Origin of the sequence: Duganella guangzhouensis (assembly GCF_009674535.1) — a bacterium.
GTDB classification, from domain to species: domain Bacteria; phylum Pseudomonadota; class Gammaproteobacteria; order Burkholderiales; family Burkholderiaceae_D; genus Rugamonas; species Rugamonas guangzhouensis.
This window is the reverse complement of record NZ_WKJK01000007.1, coordinates 156367-178322: the sequence shown is the minus strand read 5'-3', so window position 1 is coordinate 178322 and position 21956 is coordinate 156367. Positions and strand designations below refer to the sequence as shown.

At 63.2% G+C, this 21956-nt stretch carries 17 protein-coding genes; 10 read left to right on the top strand and 7 right to left on the bottom strand.

The window, feature by feature from the left end; all coding sequences use genetic code 11:
* Nucleotides 1-56 precede the first annotated feature (56 nt).
* The 7 genes from scpB (at nt 57) to truB (ending at nt 9567) form a co-directional block, all read left to right on the top strand.
* On the top strand, nt 57-755 hold the full coding sequence (gene scpB / locus GJ699_RS15245) for an SMC-Scp complex subunit ScpB (protein ID WP_154377642.1): 699 nt from the start codon (nt 57-59) through the stop codon (nt 753-755).
* The gene (locus GJ699_RS15240; RefSeq protein ID WP_154377640.1) at nt 742-2967 is read left to right on the top strand and encodes a pseudouridine synthase; all 2226 of its coding nucleotides are present in this window, start codon (nt 742-744) and stop codon (nt 2965-2967) included. Before scpB ends, GJ699_RS15240 begins: the two co-directional genes overlap by 14 nt.
* A gap of 243 nt (nt 2968-3210) precedes the next feature.
* Entirely contained in the window at nt 3211-3699 is a 489-nt protein-coding gene (gene rimP, locus GJ699_RS15235) for a ribosome maturation factor RimP (protein WP_154377638.1), read from the top strand.
* A complete protein-coding gene (gene nusA / locus GJ699_RS15230; RefSeq protein WP_154377636.1) occupies nt 3696-5261 on the top strand; it encodes a transcription termination factor NusA in 1566 nt (521 codons plus the stop codon). The genes rimP and nusA overlap by 4 nt, the downstream gene beginning before the upstream one ends.
* A 44-nt stretch (nt 5262-5305) precedes the next feature.
* On the top strand, nt 5306-8167 hold the full coding sequence (gene infB / locus GJ699_RS15225; protein WP_154377634.1) for a translation initiation factor IF-2: 2862 nt from the start codon (nt 5306-5308) through the stop codon (nt 8165-8167).
* Nucleotides 8168-8239: 72 nt separating this feature from the next.
* On the top strand, nt 8240-8641 hold the full coding sequence (gene rbfA, locus GJ699_RS15220; protein ID WP_154377632.1) for a 30S ribosome-binding factor RbfA: 402 nt from the start codon (nt 8240-8242) through the stop codon (nt 8639-8641).
* Nucleotides 8641-9567 carry a tRNA pseudouridine(55) synthase TruB gene (gene truB, locus GJ699_RS15215; RefSeq protein WP_154377630.1) on the top strand — a complete coding sequence of 309 codons (927 nt, stop codon included), beginning with the start codon at nt 8641-8643 and terminating at the stop codon, nt 9565-9567. Before rbfA ends, truB begins: the two co-directional genes overlap by 1 nt.
* A 1-nt stretch (nt 9568) precedes the next feature.
* Here the strand turns inward: truB and GJ699_RS15210 are convergent, their stop codons facing one another.
* From GJ699_RS15210 to GJ699_RS15195, 4 genes are read right to left on the bottom strand one after another with little or no spacing between them, the layout of a single operon-like run.
* A complete protein-coding gene (locus tag GJ699_RS15210; protein WP_154377628.1) occupies nt 9569-10483 on the bottom strand; it encodes a LysR family transcriptional regulator in 915 nt (304 codons plus the stop codon).
* On the bottom strand, nt 10480-11997 hold the full coding sequence (locus GJ699_RS15205) for an efflux transporter outer membrane subunit (protein ID WP_154377626.1): 1518 nt from the start codon (nt 11995-11997) through the stop codon (nt 10480-10482). The genes GJ699_RS15210 and GJ699_RS15205 overlap by 4 nt, the downstream gene beginning before the upstream one ends.
* A complete protein-coding gene (locus GJ699_RS15200) occupies nt 11994-13061 on the bottom strand; it encodes an HlyD family secretion protein (protein WP_154377624.1) in 1068 nt (355 codons plus the stop codon). Before GJ699_RS15200 ends, GJ699_RS15205 begins: the two co-directional genes overlap by 4 nt.
* 22 nt (nt 13062-13083) lie before the next feature.
* Nucleotides 13084-14595 (bottom strand): MFS transporter, encoded by a 1512-nt coding sequence (locus GJ699_RS15195; RefSeq protein WP_154377622.1) that lies wholly within the window; start codon nt 14593-14595, stop codon nt 13084-13086.
* A 214-nt stretch (nt 14596-14809) separates the two neighbouring features.
* Here GJ699_RS15195 and typA point away from each other — a divergent pair, with 214 nt between their 5' ends.
* The 3 genes from typA to GJ699_RS15180 all read left to right on the top strand — a co-directional run bounded on the left by typA (nt 14810) and on the right by GJ699_RS15180 (nt 19898).
* Nucleotides 14810-16645: a translational GTPase TypA gene (gene typA / locus GJ699_RS15190; protein ID WP_154377620.1), complete on the top strand. Its 1836-nt coding sequence runs from the start codon at nt 14810-14812 to the stop codon at nt 16643-16645.
* Nucleotides 16646-16788: 143 nt separating this feature from the next.
* On the top strand, nt 16789-17544 hold the full coding sequence (locus tag GJ699_RS15185) for a PEP-CTERM sorting domain-containing protein (RefSeq protein ID WP_195763552.1): 756 nt from the start codon (nt 16789-16791) through the stop codon (nt 17542-17544).
* A gap of 113 nt (nt 17545-17657) precedes the next feature.
* Nucleotides 17658-19898 (top strand): DUF3141 domain-containing protein, encoded by a 2241-nt coding sequence (locus tag GJ699_RS15180; protein WP_154377616.1) that lies wholly within the window; start codon nt 17658-17660, stop codon nt 19896-19898.
* A gap of 15 nt (nt 19899-19913) precedes the next feature.
* Here GJ699_RS15180 and GJ699_RS15175 read toward each other — a convergent pair whose 3' ends face one another.
* From GJ699_RS15175 to GJ699_RS15165, 3 genes are all read right to left on the bottom strand, one after another.
* Nucleotides 19914-20645, bottom strand: coding sequence for a hypothetical protein (locus GJ699_RS15175; protein ID WP_154377614.1), 732 nt, complete (start codon nt 20643-20645; stop codon nt 19914-19916).
* On the bottom strand, nt 20632-21390 hold the full coding sequence (locus tag GJ699_RS15170) for a helix-turn-helix domain-containing protein (protein WP_154377612.1): 759 nt from the start codon (nt 21388-21390) through the stop codon (nt 20632-20634). Before GJ699_RS15170 ends, GJ699_RS15175 begins: the two co-directional genes overlap by 14 nt.
* A gap of 96 nt (nt 21391-21486) precedes the next feature.
* Nucleotides 21487-21939 (bottom strand): GNAT family N-acetyltransferase, encoded by a 453-nt coding sequence (locus GJ699_RS15165; RefSeq protein ID WP_154377610.1) that lies wholly within the window; start codon nt 21937-21939, stop codon nt 21487-21489.
* Between the last annotated feature and the right edge of the window lie 17 nt (nt 21940-21956).

Sequence of the window (21956 nt, the reverse complement as noted above, 5' to 3'; positions counted from 1 at the left end):
CAGCGAGTCCTCCCGCCAGCCTCAATGAACGTGATTGATTTCTTTCGATTTTGCTTATGGATACAGTTGAGGCTAAAAAAGTCCTCGAAACCGCCTTGCTATGCGCTCGTGAGCCGCTATCGATCCACAGTCTGAAAAAGCTGTTTGTCGAACTGGACGACCAGGACCGCCCGTTGGGCGTCGGCGTAGGTGCCGATACGATCAAGGAATTGTTGGAAGAATTAAGGGTCGACTGGGCCGGCAAAGGCGTGGAAGTGATCAGCCTGGCCACCGGTTGGCGCTTTCAGAGCCGTCCCGAGATGAAGTTGTATCTCGAGCGGCTGAATCCGGAAAAGCCGCCCAGATATACGCGGGCGACGCTGGAAACGCTGGCGATCATCGCCTACCGACAGCCGGTCACGCGGGGCGATATTGAAGAGATACGCGGCGTAGCCGTCAATTCGCAGACGATCAAGATGCTGGAAGACCGTGGTTGGGTGGATGCGGTCGGCTATCGCGATGTGGTGGGGCGCCCGGCCTTGTTGGGCACCACCAAGCAGTTTTTGGATGATCTGGGCTTGAATTCGCTGTCCCAGCTGCCGCCTTTGCAGCAAATCAGTGAAGGGCAGAATGCCATGGAAACATTGGAAGCGGCCCTGCAAGAGAACTTTGAAAAAGCGGCGCAGCAGGACAGCGCTGAGCAAGAACCCGGCCCCGCGCCAGATTTAACGGTTGACGCTGAGCACAACCAAGAAACGAATAATGAACAATCCTAATACTCCTGAGACAGTGAACGACGCCCCTGCGGCCGACGTTGTCGCCAAGCCTAAACGCCGTACCAAAGCCCAGATCGCAGCGGAAGCCGCCGGCACCGCCGAGGTCACCGCAAGCGCTGACGCCGCGCCTGCCGCCAAGCCTAAGCGCAAGCCCAAGGCTGCCGCCGAAGCTGTAGCCGACGCCGCCGACGCTCCGGCGCCGGTCAAAAAGCCGCGCGCCCGCAAGGTCGCCGCCAGCGAGGCGCCTGCCGCCAGTGTCGCCGATGCCGCGCCGGCCGCTGCTGAAGCCGCCCCGGCCGCTGAAGCCAAGCCAGCTCGCAAGCCGCGCGCCAAGAAAGCGGAAGCCGTTGCCGTGGAAGCGCCAGCCGCTCCGGCCTCGGAAGCGCCTGTCGCCGCCGCGCCAGCCGCCGAAGCTGGCGAGCTGCGGGGTGATCGCCAGCGTCCGCGTGGCCCGCGTCAGATGCGTGAAATGCGCGCCGCCCGTCAGGCCGCGCAGCCGCGTCCTGAGTCAGTGGAAGCCGTCGAAGGCGCCGTGGTCGCGGAAGAGGGCGCGCCAGTCGCCGCCGCCGCCCAGGACGGCAAGCCGCAGCGCAACAACAATCAGCAGCGCAACGGCAAGCAAGCCCGCAACAACAATGGCAAGAACAAGAACGGCAAGCAGCGCGGCCAGAACGCCGGCGGCAAGCCGAATGACGCCGATGCGGCATTCTCCTATGTCACGTCGGACGCTTTCGATAGCGAAGAGCCGAAGGGCCGCCAGCAGCCAAAGCCGGCGCGCCGTGATCTGACTGCCGACGACGATGCGCCTAAGCTGCACAAGGTGCTGGCCGAAGCCGGTCTGGGTTCGCGCCGTGACATGGAAGAACTGATCCTGGCCGGCCGCGTGTCGGTCAATGGTGAGCCAGCCCACACCGGTCAGCGCATCCTGCCGACCGATGCGGTGCGCATCAATGGCAAGCTGATCCAGCGCCGCGTCAGCAAGAAGCCGCCGCGCGTGCTGGTCTACCACAAGCCGGCTGGCGAAATCGTGTCGATGGACGATCCGGAAGGCCGTCCGTCGGTATTCGACCGCCTGCCGACCATGAAGGCTGGCAAATGGCTGGCCGTGGGCCGTCTGGACTTCAACACCGAAGGTCTGCTGCTGTTCACCACCTCCGGTGACCTGGCCAACCGCCTGATGCACCCGCGCTACGGTATCGACCGTGAATACGCGGTGCGCACGCTGGGTGAGCTGGAAGAGGGCATGCGTCAGAAACTGCTGGCCGGCGTTGAGCTGGAAGACGGCACGGCGCAGTTCTCCAAGATCGCCGATGGCGGCGGCGAAGGCATCAACAAGTGGTACCGCGTGGTGATCGGTGAAGGTCGTAACCGCGAGGTGCGCCGCATGTTCGAGGCGATCGGCCTGACCGTGTCGCGCCTGATCCGTACCCGCTACGGCGCCATGACCCTGCCTAGCAGCTTGAAACGCGGCCGTTGGGACGAGCTGGAAGAAAACGCGGTGCGCGCGCTGATGGCGGCGTACAGTGTCGAGAAAAAAGGTGGCGGCCAGCCGCAACCGCAGCAACAGCAAGCACAGCAACAGTCGAAGCAGCAAGCCAAGCCGGCGCAGAACAAAGGCCCGGAAAAGCGTCCGCAGAAAGGCCGCGATCAGCACGCTGAACGCGCCGATCGCTACGAAGATCGTGATTACGACGACGATGAGGACGACGAGAACGAGCCTAACTTCAACCGTGCCGACGTCAGCAACGCCAACGCGCTGCCATTCGCCAAGCAGCCCCGCAATGGCCGTGGCCAGGGCGGTTTCGGCGGCAACGGCGGTGGCAATGGTGGCAACCGTGGCGGCAAGGGCCGCCCGGGCCAGGGTGGTAACGGCGGCAACGGTGGCCAAAGCTCGAGCCGTCCAGGTGGTCGTCCACAAGGCATCGGTGCATACGCCGGCGGTCGTCCGCTGGGCGAGGCGCCAGCGCCGCGCGCGCAAGGCCAGGGTAACCGTGGCCAAGGTGGTCAAGGTGGTGGTCAAGGCGGTCAGGGTGGTCAAGGCCGTAGCAATCAGCAAGCCAAGGGCGCGAGCCGCGGTCCGCGTCAACCAGACCCGTTGCAGACCACGTTCGGCTTCGCCGGCGCGGGTGCCGGTGCCGGTGCGCAACGCCGTGGCCAACAGCCGCGCGGCGGTGCCAGCGACCATGGTACGGCGCGTCGCCGCAAGGGCTGATTTCGGCCCATCGCCTTTGTTGTAAGCCTGCTCATGCCGCCCTGCGGCATTGCAGCGCAGCTGATATAAGGTTATAATATCTAGCCTAGTATAAAAGTTCTGGACCGGTTCTAAACCTCCAAGCAACCTTCATCTGGCTAGGTGTTATTAAAAGATGGGCAGATGCCCATTTTTTTTTTGTTGAATCGTTTTGAAGGGTTCGTTTTTGCACCATGCAAACGAGCCTTGAACTGGAGAATTTTCTTGCAGCTGCCGGAATTAATTGAAAAGACCGTGACCGGTCTGGGCTATGAGCTGGTTGATGTCGAACGGGCCGAGCGCGGACTGCTGCGCGTGTTTATCGATTTCAGCGCCGAAGAAGCCGAAGAAAAAGGTCCGATCACCGTGGAAGATTGTGCCACGGTCAGCCATCAGCTGTCGCACGTGCTGACGGTCGAGAACGTCAATTACGAACGTCTCGAAATCTCGTCGCCGGGACTGGATCGGCCGCTGCGCAAGCTGTCGGATTACGCACGTTTTGCCGGCCTTGAAGCAGTCATCAAGCTGCGCACGGCCATGCCGGGTACGAACAACCGGAAATCGTTCACGGGCATCATTCAAGAGCCCGCTGGCGATAATTTGTCGTTGGAATTTGAAAGCAATGAAGGCCCGGCGCTGTTGGAGTTTACGCTCGCCGATGTAGATAAGGCACGCTTGGTGCCACAGGTGGATTTTAAGGGACGCAAAGCATGAGTCGCGAAGTTTTGTTATTGGTAGACGCGCTGGCGCGTGAGAAGAACGTCGACAAAGACGTGGTATTTGGCGCACTGGAATTCGCTTTGGCGGGTGCCACGAAGAAACGGTATGAGGGTGAAGTAGACATCCGCGTTTCGATCGACCGCGAGTCGGGTGAGTTCGAATCCTTCCGCCGCTGGCACGTGGTGCCGGACGAAGCGGGCCTGCAACTGCCGGACCAGGAAATCCTGCACTTCGAAGCGAAAGAACAAATCGCCGACATCGAAGTGGACGACTACATCGAAGAGCCGATTGAATCGGTGGAATTCGGCCGCCGCTTCGCGCAAGACACCAAGCAAGTGGTGCTGCAGCGCGTGCGTGACGCCGAGCGCGAACAGATCCTGGCCGACTTCCTGGAACGCGGCGACTCGCTGGTCACCGGCACCATCAAGCGCATGGAGCGCGGCGATGCCATCGTTGAATCCGGCAAGATCGAAGCCCGTCTGCCACGCGACCAGATGATCCCGAAAGAGAATCTGCGTATCGGCGACCGTGTCCGTGCCTACATCCTGCGCGTTGACCGCAATATGCGCGGCCCGCAAGTGATTCTGTCGCGCACCGCGCCGGAATTCATCATGAAGCTGTTCGAGCTGGAAGTACCGGAAATCGAGCAAGGCATGCTGGAAATTAAATCGGCTGCCCGCGACGCCGGCGTGCGCGCCAAGATCGCCGTGTTCACCGCCGACAAGCGCATCGACCCGATCGGTACCTGCGTCGGCATGCGCGGTTCGCGCGTGCAAGCGGTTACCGGCGAGCTGGGCGGCGAGCGCGTGGACATCGTGCTGTGGTCGGAAGATCCGGCCCAGTTCGTGATCGGCGCGCTGGCCCCGGCCAACGTGTCGTCGATCGTGGTGGACGAAGAGAAGCACGCCATGGACGTGGTGGTGGACGAGGAAAACCTGGCAATCGCGATCGGCCGTTCCGGCCAGAACGTGCGCCTGGCTTCGGACCTGACCGGCTGGAAGATCAACATCATGACGGCCGAGGAATCGGCCGACAAAGCCGCCCAGGAAACCGCCGCGATCCGCGCGCTGTTCATGGAAAAACTGGACGTCGACCAGGAAGTGGCCGACATCCTGGTGGAAGAGGGCTTTGCCAGCCTGGAAGAAATCGCCTACGTGCCGATCTCCGAAATGCTGGAAATCGAATCGTTTGACGAAGACACCGTCAACGAACTGCGTACCCGCGCCCGTGACGCGCTGGTGACCGAAGCGATCGCCTCGGAAGAGGGTCTGGAAGGCATGGAAGAAGCGCTGGTCGGTCTGGAAAGCATGGACCGCATCACCGCTGGCAAGCTGGGTCTGGCCGGCATCAAGACGGTGGAAGCATTCGCCGGTCTGGCCTACGACGAATTCGGCGCCATTCTGGCGCTGTCGGCGGACCGTGCCCGTGCCCTGATCAAGAATGAATTTGAAGATGTGACCGACGATGAGATGAAGTTGGTCGACGCTAAGTACGACGACCGCGCCAAGGCGCTGCAAGCCAAGGCGTGGAGCCTGACTGAAGCCGCCAAAGCGTAATTTTTATCTTTATCATCTCCGCGACACATAGAAAAGAGGACTGAATGGCGAGTAACAACGTAGCCCAATTTGCCACCGAACTGAAGATGCCTGCAGATTTGCTGCTGACGCAGCTGCGTTCTGCTGGCGTCGACAAAAGTTCGGCGTCAGATCCATTGTCGAAAGAGGATAAGGATAAGCTGCTGGAACATCTGCGCCGCACTCACGGCGCCGAGCAGCCTGAGAAGAAAAAGATCACGCTGACCCGCAAGGAAACCACCGAGATCAAACAGGCTGACGCCAATGGCAAGGCACGCACCATCCAGGTAGCGGTCAAGAAAGTACGCACCTTCGTGCAGCGCGACGAGCCGCTGACCACCACGCCTGCCGCAGCGCCGGCGCCAGTGGTGGACCCGGCTGAAATCGCGCGCCGCGAAGAAGAGGCCAACAAGCAAGCCGAACTGATCGCGCGCCAGGAAGCCGAGCTGCGCGAGAAGCAAGAGCGTCTGGCCAAGCTGGAAGCCGACAAGGCCGCCCAGGCCAAGGCCACCGCCGAAGCGGAAGCCGCCGCGAAGAAAGAAGCCGAAGAGGAAGCCAAGCGCGCCGCTGCCGCCGCTGCCGCCGCCTCGGCCGCCACCGTGGTGGAGCAAGCCGCGGAAGAAGCCAAGAAAAAAGCTGCTGCCGATGAAGCCAAGAAGAAGGCTGTTGCCGCCAAGGAGGCCGCTGAACAAGCCGCCGCCACCGAGCGCGCACGCCAGGCCGTGGCCGATGAAGTGGCACAGATCAAGGCCATGATGAGCCAGCCTCGTCGCACCGTGAAGGCGCCGGAACCGGCACCTGCGGCCGCGCCGGCCAAGCCGAAAGTGGCGGAAGGCACGCTGCACAAGCCAGCCACGGCGGCGAATGCCGCCAAGCCGGCCGCTGACAAGAAAGACGACAAAAAGCCAGCCACTGGCGACAAGAAGGCCATCAAATCGGCCAACGTGTCGTCGACCTGGCAGGACGATGCCAAGAAACGTGGCGCACCGGGTGGTTCGAAAGGCCGTGGCGGCAACGCCGGCGGCGGTGCTTCGACCGGCCGCGACGGCTGGCGTGGTGGCAAAGGTGGTGGCCGTCGTCATCACCAGAGCGACGACCGCGAAAGCAACTTCCAGGCGCCGACCGAAGCCATCATCAAGGACGTGTACGTTCCTGAAACCATCACCGTGGCCGAACTGGCGCACAAGATGTCGGTCAAGGCATCCGAGGTCATCAAGCAGCTGATGAAGCTGGGCCAGATGTGCACCATCAACCAGGTGCTGGATCAGGAAACCGCGATGATCGTGGTGGAAGAGATGGGCCACAAGGCGCATCCTGCCGAGGTGGACGATCCGGAAGCGATTCTGGCCGACCAGGGCGAGCACGCCAGCTACGAATCGGTGCCACGCGCGCCGGTGGTGACCGTCATGGGTCACGTCGACCACGGTAAAACCTCGCTGCTGGACTACATCCGTCGCGCCAAAGTGGCGTCGGGCGAAGCCGGCGGCATTACCCAGCACATTGGCGCTTACCACGTGGACACCCCGCGCGGCATGATCACCTTCCTGGATACGCCGGGTCACGAAGCCTTTACGGCGATGCGTGCCCGTGGTGCGAAAGCCACCGACATCGTGATTCTGGTGGTGGCGGCCGACGACGGCGTGATGCCGCAGACCAAGGAAGCGATCTCGCACGCCAAAGCTGCCGGCGTACCGCTGGTGGTGGCGATCAACAAGATCGACAAACCGGGTGGCAACGTCGACCGTGTGACCCAGGAGCTGGTCGCCGAGAGCGTGGTGCCGGAAGAATACGGTGGCGATTCGCCATTCGTGCCGGTATCGGCCAAAACCGGTGAAGGCATCGACAACCTGCTGGAGCAAGTGCTGCTGCAAGCCGAGGTGCTGGAACTGAAAGCGCCGGCCGATGCGCCTGCGCGCGGCCTGGTGGTCGAGGGCCGTCTGGACAAGGGTAAGGGCCCGGTGGCCACCATCCTGGTGCAGTCCGGTACGCTGAAGCGCGGCGACGTGGTGCTGGCGGGTTCGTCCTACGGTCGCGTTCGTGCGATGCTGGACGAGAACGGCAAGCCGATCAACGAAGCCGGCCCATCGATCCCGGTCGAAATCCAGGGTCTGACCGAAGTGCCGCAAGCCGGTGAAGAAGTCATGGTCATGGCGGACGAGCGTAAAGCCCGTGAGATCGGTCTGTTCCGTCAAGGTAAGTTCCGCGACGTGAAACTGGCGAAACAGCAAGCCGCGAAACTGGAAAACATGTTCGACCAGATGGCCGAGGGCGAGGTGAAGAACCTGCCGCTGATCATCAAGACCGACGTGCAGGGTTCGCAGGAGGCACTGGTGGCATCGCTGCAGAAACTGTCGACCTCGGAAGTACGGGTCCAGGTGGTGCACGCGGCGGTCGGTGGCATCACCGAGTCGGACGTCAATCTGGCGGTAGCCTCGAAAGCGGTCATCATCGGCTTCAACGCCCGTGCCGATGCCCAGGCGCGCAAGCTGGCCGAATCGAACGGCGTGGATATTCGTTACTACAACATCATCTACGATGCGATCGAGGAAGTGAAAGCGGCGCTGTCCGGCATGCTGGCACCAGAGAAACGCGAAACCGTCACCGGTCAGCTGGAAGTGCGTCAGGTCATCCTGGTGTCCAAGGTTGGCGCGATCGCCGGCTGCCTGGTTACCGATGGCGTCGTCAAGCGTACCTCGTCGGTCCGCCTGCTGCGCAACAACATCGTGGTCTGGACTGGCGAAATCGACTCGCTCAAACGCTTCAAGGACGACGCCAAAGAAGTGCGCGCCGGTCTGGAGTGCGGCCTGTCGCTGAAGAACTACAACGACATCCAGGTGGGTGACTCGCTGGAAGTGTTCGAAGTGCAGGAAATCGCGCGTACCCTGTAATTTACGGGTAGCAAAGCAGTATCTGGTAAAGTGGACGGGCCTTCCCGTCCACTTGCCGTTTATGGAATCATCATGGCAAAACATAGCAAAAACATCCCACAGCGCGGTCAGCGCGTGGCCGATCAGATCCAGAAAGACTTGTCCGAACTGATCGCCTTTGAACTGAAAGATCCGCGCGTCGGCATGATCACGCTGGCCGAGGTGCAACTGACCCCGGACTACGCGCACGCCAAAATCTACTTCACCATGCTGAAGGACGATGCGGAAACCGTGAAGAACACGCTGGCCGGCCTGAACGCCGCCGCCGGCTATCTGCGCAACCAGCTGGGCAAGCGTCTGCACATCCACACGCTGCCGGCGCTGCATTTCGTGCACGACACCTCGGCCGCGCGCGGCATGGCGATGTCGGCGCTGATCGACCAGGCCAATTCGACCCGCTCGCTCGACGACGGCAAGGAAGACGGCGAAGCGTAATGAATCAAGCCCGTATGAAACGCGTCCGCGATCTGGTGGACGGCGTGCTGCTGCTCGATAAACCGGTCGGTCTGTCGAGCAACGACGCGCTGATCAAGGCCAAGCGCATCCTCAACGCCAAGAAGGCCGGCCACACCGGCACGCTGGACCCATTCGCCACCGGCCTGCTGCCGCTGTGCTTTGGCGAAGCCACCAAGTTCTCGCAAGACTTGCTGGAAGCGGACAAGAGCTACGACACCATCGTCCACCTCGGCCAGACCACCGATACCGGCGACACCGAAGGCCAGGTGCTGGAAAGCCGCGAGGTCAACGTCACGCAGGCGCAGATCGAAGCGGTGCTGGCGCAGTTCCGTGGCCCGATCAAGCAGGTGCCGCCGATGTATTCGGCGCTGAAGCGCGACGGCAAGCCGCTGTACGAATACGCGCGCGAAGGCATCACGCTGGAACGCGAAGCGCGTGACGTGGTGATCCACAAGCTGGAATTTATTTCGTACGAAGCGCCATTCCTCAAGCTGTCGGTCACCTGCAGCAAGGGCACGTATATCCGCGTGCTGGGCGAGGACATCGGCAAGGCGCTGGGCTGCGGCGCGCACCTGAACGCGCTGCGCCGCACGCAAGTCGGCGCGCTGACCACCGAGCGCATGATCACGCTGGAAGAGCTGGCCGCGCACGCCGCGCCGCTGACGCTGCTGTCGCCGGTCGACGCGCTGCTGTCCAGCTTCCCGGCGGTACAGCTGAACGAGGCGCTGGCCAAGCGCTTCCTCAACGGCCAGCGTCTGCCGCTGGGCAAGGAACCGTCGATCACGGTGCCGCCGGTGCAGGGCCGGGTGCGCGTCTATCTGGACGACAAGCTGCTGGGCACCGCCATCCTGGCCGAGTACAGCATTCTGCAGCCGGAACGTCTGATCGCCGTCAGTCACGGCTAAGTCATACCGCGCGCTGATCCTGCTGGCAAGCCTGTTTGATGGTCTGCCGCAGCCAGCGGTGCGCGGGATCACTGTCCAGGCGCGGATGCCATGCCTGCACCACCTTCACCGTGGTCAGCGGCAGCGGAAATTCAAAATGCCGCACCCGCATGCCCAGTCGCTGGATGCTGTGCAACATCGAGCGCGGAATCAGCGGCGCCACCAGGTCGGTATCGGCCAGCGCAAACACCGCCGAGTGAAAACTGGGCACGATCAGTGCCACATGCTGTTCCAGCTTGAGTTCGGCCAGCAGCTTGGCGGCCGGGCCGTAAGCGCGACCCTTGCGCGAAACGCTGATGTGGTCGAACTGCACCAGCCGTTCGGCATCGACCGGCGCGTCAAAAATCGGATGGTCTTCGCGTGCCAGACCGATGAATGAATTCTCGAATAATTCCTGTACCTTGATATCGGCGCCGAAGTCGCGCATTGAGCTGATGTAGAGATCGATGCGGCCTTCCTGTAGCGCGCCATCTTCCATATCGCCTTCCGGCACGAAGCGCAGCACGGCGTTGGGCGCGTGCTGGCGGAAGGCTGTCCGCAGCGCGCCGCTATAGGCGTTGATGAAGACGTCGTTGGCGCGGATGCTGAAGGTGCGTTCCAGCGTCGCCAGTTCCACTTCGCGGCCGGTGTAGAACACGGCATGGGCTTGTTCGATCACGCTGCGCACCTGCTCGCGCAGCGCCAACGCGCGCGGCGTTGGCGCCAGGCCGCGACCGGCGCGCACCAGCACCGGGTCGCCGATGGCTAAGCGCAGCCGCGCCAGGGTGCGGCTCATGGCGGGCGTGCTCAGATGCATGCGCTGAGCGGCGCCGACCACGCTGCCTTCTTCCAGCAGGATGTCGAACGCCACCAGCAGGTTGATATCGGGCATTTTCATGGGCTGAGCTTACCATGCTCCTGCCAGCCACCGCCGAGCGCTTTGTACAGGTCAACCTGGGCCAGCGCGGCGGCGGCGCGGCTTTCGGTGAGCGCGGCTTCGGTGCTGAGCAGCGCGTCTTGCGCGCTCAGCACGTTGAGGAAGTCTACGCTGCCGGCCTGGTATTGCTGCTGGGCGTAGCCGAGTGCGCGCCGGGTTTGTCCGGTGGCGGTGGTCAGACCTTGCTGACGTTGCTGTTGGGCGCGCACGGCGTTGGCGGCTTCGTCGACTTCGTGCCAGGCGGTCAGCACGGTTTTGCGGTAGGCCAGGGCGGCTTCCTGCTGGCGTGCCGCGCTCAATGCCAGTGTGCCGGCGCGGCGGCCGCGATCAAACAGCGGCAGGCTGATGGACGGGCCGATGCCGAAGCTGCGGCTGTCCCAGCTGCCAAGCTCGGACAGTTGCATGGCTTGACTGCCGACGCTGGCGCCGAGGCTGATGCGCGGATAGAAATCGGCCTGCGCCGCGCCGATGCCGGCGGTGGCGGCATGCAGCACAGCGCTGGCACGGCGAATGTCGGGTCGCCGTTGCGCCAGCTCGCTCGGCAGACCCAGCGCGGTGAGCTGCGGCCCGGCGGGGATGGTGCTGAGCGCATGGTCGCCGGCTTCGCTGGCATCGCCTGCGCTGGTTGTCAGTTCTTTGCTCAGCTCTTTGCTCAGCGCTTGCGGCGGCTGGGCCAGCAGCAGGCCCAGCGCGGAGATCAGCTGGTGTTCGCGTTGCGCCAGCGCCGGCAGTCGGGCTTCGATGGTGGCGACCTGGGCGGCAGCGCGTGCGACGTCGAGCTCGGTTGCTACGCCTTCCTGGCGGCGCAGTGCGGTCAGCCTGGCGCTGTCACGGGCGATGTCGAGATTCTTTTGCGTCAGCGCCGACAGGCTTTGGGTGGCACGCAGCTGAATGTAGGCGTGTGCGGTCTCGGCGGCGACGGCCAGCAGCACAGCGTGGCGTTGCTCCTGCGCGGCTTCGACTTGCGCATCGGCGGTTTCCACCGTGCGGCGCACGCGGCCCCACAGGTCCAGCTCCCAGCTGGCGCTGAGGCCGGCGTTGCCGACAGTGTAGGGATGGGTGCCGTTCAGGCCGGAAGGATCAAGCAGGCCGATCTGGCTGTTGCGGGCACGCGCGGCGTCCAGCGTGGCGTTCAGTTCCGGTTGCTGCGCGCCGGCGATGCTGGTGCGGGCGGCGCGCGCTTGCTCCAGGCGGCTGGTGGCTGTCTGCAGATCGAGATTGTCCGCAGTGGCGCGGGCGATCAGCGATGGCAGCAGTGGGTCGCCAAAGCTGTGCCACCACAACAGGTCGACGGCGCCGGCTGCGCTCTGCTGCGCCGGCCATGCGGCGGGCAATTGCGCGGTTGGCGGCTGGAAGTCCGGGCCGAGGGTGGTGCAGCCAGTCAGGGTGGCGATCAGCAAGGTGGCTAATGTTGTTGTGAGCGTGGGCCGTGGTTGCAGGCGGCCGGCGCTGGCCGGGTGAGGGCGGGCGCTCATTGGGCACCTGCCATTGCGAGCGGCGTCGGCTTGGGCGCGGCGGCGGTGTCGATGCTGGCGGTGACGGACATGCCAACCCGTAGCTTGCCGCGCCATGCCGGGTTGCTGTCGAGTGCTATCCGGGTCGGGATGCGCTGCACGACCTTGGTGAAGTTGCCGGTCGCGTTGTCTGGCGCGGCGGCCGAGAAGGTGGCCCCGGTGGCCGCCGCGATACTTTCGACATGCCCGGTGACGACCGCATCCGGCCAGCCGTCCACGGCAATGCTGACCGGCTGGCCCGGCTGTACCCGCGCCAGCTGCGTCTCGAGGAAATTCGCCACCACATAGGCTTGCTGCAAGGGCACCACCGCCATTAGCGCGGTCGCGGGGCCGACGTGCGCGCCAACCCGCGCGCTGCGCCGTGCAATCACGCCATCCTGCGGCGCGCGCACTTCAGTGTGTGACAGGTCCAGCGCCGCCTGCTGCTGCACGGCCTCCGCCTTGCGCAACTGCGCCTGCGCCACCGCTAGCTGGGTTTGCAGCACATTGCGCTGCTGGCCGGTGGCGCCCAACGCGGCACGATCTTGCGCCAAACGGGCTTGCAACGCGTCGTGCTTCGCCTGTGCCTGCTGGGCGTTCTGCGCGGTGCCGGCGCCTTGGCTGGCCAGACGGTTGTAACGCGCCAGCTCACTGCGCGCCAGCACCAGATCGGCATCGTCAGCGCGCACTGTGGCCTCGGCCTGCGCGATCAGGAAGCGTTGCCGTTCCAGCGTGGCGGCGGCGTTGTCGATCGTGGCTTGCGCATTGGCGACACCAGCCTGCGCCGCCGCCAGCGCGGCCTGATAGTCGCGCGGGTCGATGCGCAGCAGCAGATCGCCCGCTTTGACGGCCTGGTTGTCGGTCACCGGCACCTCGGTCACGATGCCGCTCACTTTGGGCATCAGCACGGTGACATCGGCGGCAACGAAAGCGTCGTTGGTGGTTTGCAGTTGCGGCGTGCTCAGCAAACGCGAGCCGCCATATGCGACGCCGCACAGCAGCAGGGCGGCGATCGCCAGCGCGGAAGTTTTGGGTAAATGTTTCATCAGGGTTCCAGTATTCAAAAGGTCAGGCTGCGCGCGGCGGATAGACACGCGTGGGCAGCACCGGAATCAGCAGGATCATGGCCGCCGCCAGCGCGGCGGTAATCCAGTACATATCGGCGGCGGTATCGGCGGTCACACGTTGATGCAACTGGCGCAGCACTGGCGCCGTTGCGTCGAGCCAGGGGCTGTTGCCCAGCCGGTCCGCCATGGCGCTGGCGTGGAAGCGGGCGCGTTCGGTGCCGGCGAAATCCAGCACGCCGCCGGCCAGCACTGCGGCAAAGCCTTTGATGGTGTTGAACCAGGCTGAGGCAAACGGACCATCCTGCGGCGGCAGACCGGTGGTGGCCAGCATCAGCAGCGGGATCACCGCCATCGGCTGCGCCACGATGTGCAGCGACAGCAGCAGGTAGAAGTTGTCGCGATGCCATTCCGGCGTGATCGCCGTCCCCAACACGGCGGACAGCGCCAGCAGGCCGAGTCCGGCCGCCAGCACCCAGCGGCAATCGACGCGTCGCAGGTTGCACAGCGCGCCCACCGCCACCAGCGCCAGTAACTGCGGCAGCGCCACCAGCAGGAATAGCGGTGCGCTTTGCAGCGGCCGGTAACCCTGCACCTGCGCCAGGAAGCCGCCCGGGATGCGGCTGGCCGCCAGCAGCACGAACAATACGCCGCCCAAGGTCAGCAGTGCATGTGACAGATTGCGCCGCGCCAGCAGTTGCAGCTTGAAGAAGGGCAGCGGATGCGACCATTCGTTGACCATGAACGCCAGCAGCAGCAGGCTGCCGCCGACCAGCAGCACGGCGATCAGGCCGGATTGCATCCAGTTGTAGTGTTCGCCCAAGGACAGGCCCAGCACTAGCATGCAGATCGCCGGCAGTCCCAACAGCAGACCCAGCCAGTCGAATTGGCGCAAGCGCTCCAGCTTGAGCGGGTCTTGCGGCAAGCCCCAGGCCACGACCGCCATCGCCAGCAGGCTGGGCGGGATGATGTTCCAGAATGCCCATTGCCAGCCGGCGGCTTCGGTCCACAGCGCGGTCAGCGGCGTGGCCAGGTTGGGGCCGAAGGTGGCGGTCAGCGCGTAGCTGGCCAGACCGTACAGTTTGATGTTGGCCGGCAGGAAGCGCAGTGCCACCGTCATCAGCATCGGCGGCAGCGCGCCGCCGGCCAGGCCCTGCAGTGCGCGCAGCAGCAACAGCGTCGGCACGTTCGGCGCGAACGGGCTTAACAGGCCCAGCACCGCAAACGCGGCAATCGCGCCGATGGTGAAGCGGCGCAGCGAGAAGGTCACCGAGCACCACGGTGCAAACGCCATCGCGCTGACCGAGGCGGCGGCGTACACCGCCAGCAGCCAGACGCCATCGTCGGCGCCAATCCCCATGGCGCCGCGAATGTCGCCGAGTGCCGCTTTGGTAATGTTTTCGTTCAGGCCCGCCATCAGCACGGCCAGCAACACACCGCCCAGGCCGGTCGCCAGCCGCAGTCCGAACGCGGTCTGAGCGGCTGGCGCGGCGGCGGGTAAATCGCTCAGTCGCATATAAAACTCCAGTGTTTGCTCACTGAAGCAGTATAAAAACGGCAGTGCGTTGCGAAAATTGATGTTTGGGTAATCGTCGATTGCACCAAACGCAACGATTGCCTGAAAAATATTCAGGCAGCGGACGACAGCAGTTGCATCGCAACATGCTATACTAGCCGGCTTCGTGTACCTCGAAGGTACTCACTCGCAGTTTTTCCGCACATATACAACCATGTCTAATACTAAACGCGCAATTCGCAATATTGCTATCATCGCCCACGTTGACCACGGCAAAACCACGCTGGTTGACCAACTGCTGCGCCAGTCGGGTACCTTCCGCGAAAACCAGGCGGTCGACACCCGCGTGATGGACTCGAACGACCTCGAAAAAGAGCGCGGCATTACCATTCTGTCGAAAAACTGCGCGGTTGAGTACGAAGGCACGCACATCAACATCGTCGACACCCCAGGCCACGCCGACTTCGGCGGCGAGGTGGAGCGCGTGCTGTCGATGGTGGACTCGGTGCTGCTGCTGGTGGATGCGCAAGAAGGCCCAATGCCACAGACCCGTTTCGTGACCCGTAAAGCGCTGGCGCTGGGCCTGAAGCCGATCGTGGTGGTCAACAAGGTGGACCGTCCAGGCGCGCGCGCTGACTGGGCCATCAACCAGACCTTCGAACTGTTCGACAAACTGGGCGCCACCGACGAGCAACTGGACTTCCCTATCGTTTACGCATCGGGCCTGAACGGCTACGCCGGCCTGACCGAAGACGTGCGCTCGGGCGACATGAAGCCACTGTTCGACGCCATCCTGGAACACGTGCCAGTCCGTGACGACAATCCGGACGGTCCGCTGCAGATGCAAATCACCTCGCTGGACTACTCGTCGTACGTCGGCAAGATCGGCATTGGCCGTATCAACCGCGGCCGCGTTAAAACCGGCCAGGACGTGATCGTTCTGAACGGTCCGGGCGCGACCCCGATCAAAGGCCGCATCAACCAGGTGCTGAACTTCAAAGGTCTGGAGCGCGTGCTGGTGGATGACGCGGTTGCCGGCGACATCGTGCTGATCAACGGTATCGAAGAAATCGGCATCGGCTCGACCGTGTGCGCACCGGACACCCCGGACGCGCTGCCGATGCTGACCGTCGACGAACCTACCCTGACCATGAACTTCATGGTCAACAACTCGCCGCTGGCTGGCCGCGAAGGCAAGTTCGTGACTTCGCGTCAACTGCGCGACCGTCTGGACAAAGAACTGAAAGCCAACGTGGCACTGCGCGTTGCCCCAACCGAAGACGACACCACTTTCGAAGTATCGGGCCGCGGCGAGCTGCACCTGACCATCCTGATCGAAAACATGCGTCGTGAAGGTTTCGAGCTGGCCGTATCGCGTCCACGCGTGGTGTTCAAAATGGTGGATGGCGTACGCCACGAGCCGTTCGAGCAACTGTCGGTTGACGTTGAAGAAGCCAACCAGGGCGGCGTGATGGAAGAACTGGGCCGTCGTCGTGGCGACCTGCAAAACATGGAATCCGACGGCAAAGGCCGTGTGCGTCTGGAATACCGTATTCCAGCCCGTGGCCTGATCGGCTTCCAGGGCGAGTTCATGACCCTGACCCGTGGTACCGGCCTGATGTCGCACGTGTTCGATGCGTACGCACCGGTCGATAACTCGAAAGGCGAACTGGGCGGCCGTCGTAACGGCGTGCTGATCTCGCAAGACGACGGCGCCGCCGTTGCCTACGCGATCTGGAAACTGCAAGATCGCGGCCGTATGTTCGTGGTCCACAACGACCCAGTGTACGAAGGCATGATCATCGGTATCCACTCGCGTGACAACGATCTGGTGGTTAACCCGATCAAGGGCAAGCAGCTGACCAACGTGCGTTCGTCTGGTACCGACGAAGCGGTGCGCCTGGTGCCGCCGATCCAGATGTCGCTGGAATACGCTGTTGAATTCATCGACGACGACGAACTGGTAGAAATCACCCCGAAATCGATCCGTCTGCGCAAGCGTCACCTGAAAGAGCACGAGCGTAAGAAAGCTTCGCGCGAAGGCGCATAAGCCGACATCGCCGGCCACAAAAAACCGCCTTTCGAGGCGGTTTTTTTTCGTCTTCATCAGTTTTGATGATGCGGTGCGAAAAACCTGTCGATATGATAATTTTTGCCCGACTTGGGCGATTAGACTACGACAGGGGATCTATCATGCGTTTTGCCACCTCGCGCCTGGGACGGGCGCTGTGCGGACTGCTTTTGCTGACCGCGCTGCAAGCTAAAGCCAACACCACTTATGTCGCCGATTTCAGCACCAGCACGCTGGATCCCAATCTGCAGGTCCACATACTCAAGAATGGCAGTTGGTCGCCCGACGTGGTGTTGCCGTGGATCGTCAGCACCGGCGACGGCTATCTGGCGCTGGCGAAAACTTTTACCCTGCCCGGCAGCATCTATCCGGACGGTCCGCACGTGCAAACCAATGTTGGCATTGCGGGCGACTTCATCGCCACCGTGACCGCCGATTCGTCGTATAACGGCGCCGGCGGCGCCGGTTTCTTCCTGGATACGCCGACTGGCTATACCGGCATCAGCTTCGGCACCAACTGGCTGGGCGACTCGGCTGGCGACGGCTTTAGCAGCACCGGTTACAGCGCCGTCGCCACGCCACTGATCACCTTGCAGATCACGCGCATCGGCAATACGCTGACCAAGGCATACAAGCTGGACGGGCAAAGTGGCTTCACGGTGATTTCCTCGCTCACCGATGACTCCACCACCGGCTGGGCGTGGTTTGACCTGACCAATTATTCCGACCAGACGGCGGCCACTGCGGTCTTGTTCACCAGCTTCACTGTGGAACAGCTGGCGCCGGTGCCGGAGCCGCAGACCTGGGCCATGCTGGCCGGCGGTCTGGTGTTGCTGGGGGCGCTGCAACGCCGCCAGCGCCGTCAGCGCGGCGCCTGAGCTCGGCGGACACAGGGCAGGGTAGCCATAACAAGTGTCAGGGAATTTGTTTGCCTTTTCCCGGTTACTGGGGTACTTTGGTGCGTGGCAGCAAAACCGCATGGAGGCGTACCTTGAGTGACGACAAGAGCTATTCCTGGCTGAATTGGCCTGGCAATCCCTACAACCTTGCGCAGCAGGCGACCGACTACTGGGTCGACGCCTGCCAGCGCAGCGTGCTGTTCCTGGACGTGCTGCGCGAGCGCGGTGACGAGCGCAATCATCGCGCCGAACAGACCGCACCGCACGTGCTGACGTTTGAATTTGAAGTGGTGATGGATGGGCGTCATCTGGAGCGCCCGGTCAACTACGGCCTGCTGAAGATCAAGCAGCCGGACGGCGTCGAGCCTGATCCGACCAAGCGCCCGTTCATCGTGTTCGACCCGCGCGCCGGCCATGGTCCCGGCATCGGCGGCATGAAGCACGACAGTGAAATTGGCGTGGTGCTGAAGGCCGGTCACCCCTGTTATTTCGTCGGCTTCACGCCGCATCCGGTGCCCGGCCAAACCATCGAGGATGTATGCCGCGCCGAAGCACTGTTCATCGCCAAGGTGGCCGAGCGCCATCCGCAGGCCGACGGCAAACCTGCGCTGATCGGCAACTGCCAGGCTGGCTGGCAAATCATGATGACCAGCGCCCTCAATCCCGATCTGGTGGGGCCGCTGGTGCTGGCCGGCGCGCCGCTGTCGTACTGGGCTGGCGTGCGCGGCAAGAATCCGCTGCGCTATCTTGGCGGCATACTTGGCGGCACCTGGATGACCGCGCTCGCGGGCGATCTGGGCAAGGGCGTGTTCGACGGCGCCCAGCTGGTGGCCAACTTCGAGAAGATGAATCCGGCCAACACCTTCTGGTCCAAGAACTACAATGTCTATTCGAAGATCGATACCGAAGCGCAGCGCTTCCTCGACTTTGAAAAATGGTGGGGCAATCCGGTGCTGCTGAACGCCGGCGAGATGCAATACATCGCCGACTCGCTGTTTGTCGGCAACCGCCTCAGCGACGCCGCGCTGCTGGACAGCGCCGGCCACCGTATCGACCTGCGCAACGTGAAGTCGCCGATCGTGGTGTTCTGCTCGTGGGGCGACGACATCACGCCGCCGCAGCAGGCGCTGGGCTGGGTGCTGGATCTGTACGAGGACGACGCGGCGCTGGTGTCCGGCGGCCAGACCATTATTTACTCGATGCACCAGAGCATAGGCCACTTGGGCATCTTCGTGTCGGCCTCGGTGGCCAACAAGGAGCACGAGGAATTCACGGCGGCGATGGACATGATCGACATCATGCCGCCCGGCCTGTACGAGGCGGTGTTCCTCGACAAGGATGAAGAGATGCTGCAGGCCGAAATCGCCGCCGGCGATCTGGCGGCCGGCGATTATGTGATGCGCTTCGAGCGCCGCAACCTGGATGCGCTGCGCGCGCTGGGCGGCAACGATGTGGAGGACGAGCGCCGCTTCGCCACCGTGGCGCGGGTATCGGAAATCAACAAGGGCTTGTACCAGACCTTTGCCAGCCCGATCGTGAAGTCGCTGGTGAGCGAGACCACTGCCGAACATCTGCGCGAGGCGCATCCGCTGCGCATGCGTTACACCATGTTCTCCAACAAGAATCCGCTGCTGAACAACATTCCCCAGCTGGCCGAGAAAGTGCGCGCCGAGCGCCGCCCGGTGGCCAAGGACAATGTGTTCCTGCAGTTGCAGGAAGCATGGTCGAAACAGATTGTCGCGGCACTGGACCGCTATCAGGAGGCGCGCGACCAGGCGACCGAAAACATCTTCCTCAGCGTGTATGGTTCGCCGGTGCTGCAGGCACTGGTCGGCTTGAACACCGATGGCGGCAAGCCGCGCCGCATCGGCCGCGACATCGCGCGCGAGGCCACCATCAACGCCAACCGCTCGGCGGCGGCGCTGCGCACCAAGGAAGGCGGCGTGACCGAGGGCATCATTCGCGGCTTGCTGTACATTTTCCGCAGCCCGGAGATGAGCGCGGCCGACGAACGTGCCTTTGCCGCCATGCGCGCGCTGCGCCTGCGCACCTCGGACGACAAGGAGATGAGCGTCACGCTGCTGAAGAAGATCTTACGCGAGCAATATCTGATGCTGCAGGTGAACGAGGAGCAGGCGCTCAGCGACTTGCCGCTGCTGCTGCCGGAGGAACCGGAAGCGCGCGCGGCGGCGCTGGGCATCGTTCGTCAAGTGGCGGGCGCGACCGGCACGCTGACCGGCGAGGCGGCGCTGCGACTGGAGCGCATCGCCGAGATCTTCGGCCCACAGGCACCCAAGCTGGAAGTGGTGAAGGCCAAGAAGAAGGGCGCCTAACCGCGCGCCGCCGGCTCACAGGCCGCTGGTCGGCGTAATGGTGCGGATCACTTTGCCGGCTTCGTCCAGCATCTGGATTTCCGCCGCCCCGCTCGCGCTGACCAGCAGCATCATGCGCGTGCGACCTTGGGCATCCTTGAGTTGCAGGGCTGAGCCCTTGTCGCGCGTATTGCCCAGCCAGATGCGGTTGGCGCCGAGGCGTCCGGCATCGTTGAGTTTTTGCCAGTACGCCTGGCGCTCGGCGGCCGGCAACTGCCTGGCCTCTTGGCCGAAGCGTTGCTGGTCGGCGAGCGAAGTCAGCTCGAAGTAGGGCACGTCGTTGATCTTGATGGCGGTTTGCTGCCAGTCGTTGCTGTCGGTGTTCAGCAGTTGTAGCGCCTGATCCTGGCGGAAGCGGTCAAAGGTCAGCGACAGGCCGGAGCTGATCTTGCCATCCGGGCCGATGCTGCCTTTCTGGATCAGGCCGCCATTTTCGGTGCCTTCCTCGTTCACGAAAATCATGCCGGCAAATGAGCGGCGGTCGGGGCGTTCGCCTTCCTTGCCCTGCATGAAGTCGCCGGGGAATTGGGCGCGGTTGGAAATCACCAGCCGCTTGCTGCCATCCGGTTCGACGATGTTGATGCGGCCGACGGTGATTTCGTCAAACTGCGCATTGCGCGGCTCGCGCGCGCCGGTCAGCAGCACCACGGCCGCCAGCGCGCTGGCCATGGCGGCGGCACCGGCAAAGAAGGTCTTAAGCTGCGACATGATGCCTCCCTTTGGCTGCCGCGCGCATGCGCCATTCCACCACCAGTAACAGCAGGCCGCCAAAGGTCAGCAGCGCGCCCAGGTATTGCAGGATGCGGTTCTGCGGTGCGTGAATCATGGTGCTGTCGGTCAGTTCGAATTTGCGGCGGCCGTTGGCGGTGTTTTCAAAGAATACGCTGCCACGATGGCCCCACACCTGGATGGTCTCGACCTTGACGCGATCGGTTTCGAAATCGGCCTTGGCTTTTTGCGATTCTTCCGGCGTGATGGTGCGGGCCATCATTTTCATTTCCTGAATGCGGGGGTATTGCTCGAAGATCTGGTCCGATTCGCCGGCCAGAATCACGCCCGGCGATTTGTATTTGTACAGGTTGTTGGCAAAGAAGATGCCGTCGTTGGCCGCCAGCATCAGTGCAAAGCCGAGCATGCAGGCGGCGGCCGCGCTCCAGATGTAATGGCGGGCACTGTGCAGCCGCTGCTGCACTTCGCCGTTGAGGAACTGGCTGACTTCGGGAATATGCCGCAGCGAGCTCTGCAGGATCTTGCGATCGATATCGGCCAGCAAATCCTTGGGCGACAGGTTCAGCGCTTTGACGATGGCGCTGAACATATCGGCCGACGGCTGGGACTTGTCGTTCTCCAGCTTGGACAGATAGGATTGCTCGATGCCGATGGCCTCGGCAAACTGCGGCTGGGTCAGGTTCTTCTCGACGCGGATCTGCTTAAGTTTGTCTCCGAAATGCATGCTCAAGTCCTTTCTGGGGTGGGCTTGAGACGTATTCTTCGGTATTCACGCAGGAATGAACAGCTGAATATGGTGGAATATGCAAGAATTTGCAGCTTAGCTCAGCATCTTGCGCATGAACACGCTGTACGGATCGTCCGGATAGTCGCCGTAGGGGCCGCAGCGCTCAAAGCCGTGCCGCATGTACAGCGCCAGCGCTTCCGGATTGTCCGGCCCGGTCTCCAACACCAGCGCCGGGCTGCCGGCCTCACGCGCGGTCTGCTCCAGCAAGCCCATCAGCTTACGCGCGATGCCGGCGCCGCGCGCGGCCGGACGCACATACATGCGCTTGATTTCGGCAAACTCCGGCGTCAGCAGCACGGCGCCGCAACCGATGGCGGCGCCGGCGGCGTCGCGGGCGACCGCAAAGCGTACCTGTGGCTGCAGCAGCGCGCTGACGTCCAGCGCGTAGACCGATTCGGCCGGGTAGAGCGCCAGCAGGTAGGCGTCCAGTTCGCTGATCAGGGCGTGCACCTCGGGCTGGTCGGGCGTTTCAAAGGCGATGGTCATGGGATGTCATTTTATTG

Excerpts from the sequence above, each read along its gene's own strand:
- GJ699_RS15170 (WP_154377612.1), bottom strand. The coding sequence starts at position 21,390 with ATGCATTTCGGAGACAAACTTAAGCAGATCCGCGTCGAGAAGAACCTG.
- scpB (WP_154377642.1), top strand. The coding sequence starts at position 57 with ATGGATACAGTTGAGGCTAAAAAAGTCCTCGAAACCGCCTTGCTATGC.
- GJ699_RS15195 (WP_154377622.1), bottom strand. The coding sequence starts at position 14,595 with ATGCGACTGAGCGATTTACCCGCCGCCGCGCCAGCCGCTCAGACCGCG.
- GJ699_RS15175 (WP_154377614.1), bottom strand. The coding sequence starts at position 20,645 with ATGTCGCAGCTTAAGACCTTCTTTGCCGGTGCCGCCGCCATGGCCAGC.
- nusA (WP_154377636.1), top strand. The coding sequence starts at position 3,696 with ATGAGTCGCGAAGTTTTGTTATTGGTAGACGCGCTGGCGCGTGAGAAG.
- typA (WP_154377620.1), top strand. The coding sequence starts at position 14,810 with ATGTCTAATACTAAACGCGCAATTCGCAATATTGCTATCATCGCCCAC.
- GJ699_RS15210 (WP_154377628.1), bottom strand. The coding sequence starts at position 10,483 with ATGAAAATGCCCGATATCAACCTGCTGGTGGCGTTCGACATCCTGCTG.
- GJ699_RS15165 (WP_154377610.1), bottom strand. The coding sequence starts at position 21,939 with ATGACCATCGCCTTTGAAACGCCCGACCAGCCCGAGGTGCACGCCCTG.
- rbfA (WP_154377632.1), top strand. The coding sequence starts at position 8,240 with ATGGCAAAACATAGCAAAAACATCCCACAGCGCGGTCAGCGCGTGGCC.
- GJ699_RS15200 (WP_154377624.1), bottom strand. The coding sequence starts at position 13,061 with ATGAAACATTTACCCAAAACTTCCGCGCTGGCGATCGCCGCCCTGCTG.
- truB (WP_154377630.1), top strand. The coding sequence starts at position 8,641 with ATGAATCAAGCCCGTATGAAACGCGTCCGCGATCTGGTGGACGGCGTG.
- GJ699_RS15185 (WP_195763552.1), top strand. The coding sequence starts at position 16,789 with ATGCGTTTTGCCACCTCGCGCCTGGGACGGGCGCTGTGCGGACTGCTT.
- GJ699_RS15240 (WP_154377640.1), top strand. The coding sequence starts at position 742 with ATGAACAATCCTAATACTCCTGAGACAGTGAACGACGCCCCTGCGGCC.
- infB (WP_154377634.1), top strand. The coding sequence starts at position 5,306 with ATGGCGAGTAACAACGTAGCCCAATTTGCCACCGAACTGAAGATGCCT.
- GJ699_RS15205 (WP_154377626.1), bottom strand. The coding sequence starts at position 11,997 with ATGAGCGCCCGCCCTCACCCGGCCAGCGCCGGCCGCCTGCAACCACGG.